We start from the raw sequence: 3,609 nt of genomic DNA, 5'->3' as shown, positions 1-3,609 counted from the left end.
AGCTGCTGCTAAAGCTCAGGCGGAAAAAGAAAAACTTGCCAAAGAAAAAGAGGAAATTGAAAAACTAGAAAGACTAAAATCTGAAACAGTAGATGCGATTATGAAAGATAGCAATATTTCAGAAGATGAAAAAGAAAAATTTAAAGCAATTATAAAAACTGCTACTCTTAAAGATACCTTGGTAGCTACTGTGGAAAACGAAAGTAAAATTAGTGATATTAGTGTTTCATTTAACAACTCTAATATTAAAGCAACTCAATTTATAGCCGTAAAAGCTGACGAAAAGAATACAACTAAAGTAGAATCTTTAGTTAAAAATACTGATGAAAAAATGCAAGTAATAAAAACGATTGATCTTTATTTTAAAGATGAAAAAGGAAATATAATAGATAAAAAAGGTGAAACTCGTACCGTTACTGTAGCACTATTGGCTAATGAGAATGAAAAATTAGAGGTATATTATGTAAACGATAATAACCTTGAAAAAATTCCAAGTATCTATAAAGATGGGAAATTAACATTTTTCACAAATCATTTTAGCTTATATACTATCATTAAAAAAGAAACAACAAACCAAACTAATTCAAATATCAATATAACGCCTTCTGATACATCAGTATCTTACAAAGGTAATGCACTAGTCCAATCTGTACTTCCTGAATTTAATATAAATTCATTAAATAACAATACAGATTTCAATACAAAAACAAATGTTCAAGAGATGAAACACGTAGCTACAAACACTAAAACATTGGCAAAAACAGGTGTAACTAATAAAGCCACATTTGTTTATGGTTTACTAATATTACTTGCTTCATTTGTTTTGCGTAGAAGAATTCACAAATAATACTCAATCTAAGAGAAACTAACCAAAATTTTTTAAAAGAGTTTATATGAAAACTAATAGACGCGGTAGTTTATTGACATCTAAATTCACTTTATAAGAGCTTTTTAGATATCTTATAAACTTTGCGGAGTGACTCGATAAAATCTATTCTTTCAAAATCGCGATTTTCGAGTCACTCTCACCGAGTAAAATGTGAACAAACTATGTCTTATTTTTGAAACTTTAAAGTAAAAAACTAAGATTTTACCTTATACATGAGACTAATTATCACTTTTATCTTTATTTTTTTAATCTTTTGTAATATAATAATATTGAAGATTAAAAAAATAATCAATCTATTTATAATTAAAGGAGAACCTTACTTAATATGAAAAATACAACATTATTAAAAGTTTTGTCTGCAACTGCAATATTCTCAGCAATTGCGGCAATCGAAGCATATGATCAAGATAACTTTGCTTTTGCAGCAGAAACACCTGCAGCAGTTGCTCCGGCTACGCCACCAACAGCAACTACTCCTGCAGCAGTTGCTCCAACTACGCCACCAACAGCAACTACTCCTGCAGCAGCTGCTCCAACAGCTACAACGCCGGCAACAACTACGCCTAATGCTGATGAACCAGCTACTGTACCACAAGACGTTAAAGCATTAAAAGATGGAGAATATAAAATTACTGCTGAAGCTATTAACTTCGGTAACGGGGAAAGTCCTTCTATGGCTGCCGCTGGATTAGATAACGAAAAAACAAAATTAATAGTAAAAAATGGACAGTACTCTGTAAGTGTTACATTTAAACCTATTACATTAGGTACTATGTCTGGATACTTAGGAAATTTAAAATACTATGATGGTGATAAAACTCATGCAAATCGTTTTGAGATCAAAAGCAGTGAATTTAAAGATACTACTATAGTTGAAAATTACCCTGAAAACGTGAAAGATGCATATATTGATACATACAAAAAGAAATTCCCTAATCGTACTGTTTATCCAAAAACTGTTGCCTACAATGTAGATAAAAATAAAATTGATGATAATAATAAACTAGAAACATTTACTGAAGTGTTTGTTCCTGTTATGGAATCTATTGGTGAAGCGACTAATAATCCTGGAACTGGAACTCAAAAAATGATTTTAAAATTCGACTTAACTTCACTTTCTAGAAAAAAAGTTACAGCTGACAACTATGAAGCTGCTACATACAAAAATCCTAATAAAGATGTAGAATATAAAGGAACTATAAAAACACATATTGATGGGAAGGTAAAAATAGGTTTCCCGGATGGTGGAATTCACGTTCAAGGACACTTTAGAAATGCTAACAACAATGATGAAGAATCATTATACGGTTCTGCACTAGATAGCTACGTTAGAGTTGAAAAAGTTGGAGAAAAATATAAATATACATTAAGATTCAAAAAAGGTCTTGCTAATGTAGGTGGAGAATTCTATCCATTTGAATTGAAAAAATTAGCATACGAAGGTAAAGACGTTCCTTTTACTACACTAGCTAAAAATGCTGATTCATCTATTAACGAAGCATCTATAACAACTGATAAACTTTTAGAAAAAATTCAGTTAGATGGAACTGCTCCTTATCCTAATGGAGCATTAATGTCTCACTTTGTTACATTGCAACTATACTATGATACTGCAACTGCTTATAAAGAAAGACCAGCTAAAATCGAAGAAGTAGTGGTGCCTGCTAAACCAAAACCAGTCACTCCTACACCTGCACCGGTGAAACCTAAAGAAGATCCTGCACCTGCTAAACCAGCATTCCCTGATCATGTAGTAACTGCTGACAAAGTACCTACTACTTTCCCTACTACTGTAAAAGGGGAATTATATACTCAACAAGATAATAGTATTTCTGGTTACGCTCCATTACTTGAAAAAGACATCACTATAGAAAAAGTTGATAACAAATACAAATATACGTTTAATGTGAAGGAAAACAAAGGGACAACAATGTCCACTAAAGTCTTTAAATACCAATTCACAAAAATTGCACACAATGGTACAGATGCTTCTCTAGAGGAGATTAACAAAAAGACTAAAAAAGTAACTCTTATGACTGATAAGTTACTAGATATAATACCGATAAACACAACATTTAAAAATTCATTAAATGCGACTGGTGAAGCTGCGTTATATCTAAAACTAGACTTCCCTACTGTAGAAGCTACTAAAGAAGAAGCCGCTAATAATTCAGTACCGGCTAAAATTTATGATGCTAATGTTGCTAATAAACTATCAATGTCAGATGGTGCCCTAGTTCACGAAAAAACTCGTGTAGAAAAAGTTAACGACACTTACCACTACTACTTAACATTTAAAAACTTACAATTTGGACCTCTTGTAGGAACTGTTGATTCATTAAGTGTTGATGGTAAAGCTGCTGAACGAACAGATCTTGGTGGTGAAGGTAATGAAAAACTATTCCACTTCACAAGTGCTGAAAAATTAACAGAAAAAACTATCAATTTCGATGTATCATCTAATGGCAAACCATTACATTCAAATGTTCCTGCCACATTAAACTTTAATTGGAATGCTGCTACTCCATTAACAGCAGAACAAGTTACTGCTTTACACCAAGACGAAGCTACAAAAGCTCAGGCCGAAGCTGCTCGCCTTGAAAAAGAAAAAGCTGAAGCTGACAAACTAGCTAAAGAAAAAGCTGAAAGAGAAAAAGCCGAAGCCGACAAACTAGCTAAAGAAAAAGCTGAAAGAGAAAAAGCCGAAGCCGACAAACTAG

The 3,609-nt window shown here is 32.4% G+C and carries 2 pseudogenes; both read left to right on the top strand.

The window, feature by feature from the left end:
- Positions 1-847 (top strand): annotated as a pseudogene (locus RWS90_RS07710) (peptidase); the annotation flags it as partial.
- Positions 848-1,214: 367 nt separating this feature from the next.
- A pseudogene (locus RWS90_RS07705) lies at positions 1,215-3,609 on the top strand (NEAT domain-containing protein); the annotation flags it as partial.

It is taken from the genome of uncultured Gemella sp., from assembly GCF_963529685.1.
GTDB lineage: Bacteria > Bacillota > Bacilli > Staphylococcales > Gemellaceae > Gemella.
Note: the sequence above shows the minus strand (reverse complement) of the source record. Positions and strands in the feature narration are given on the sequence as shown.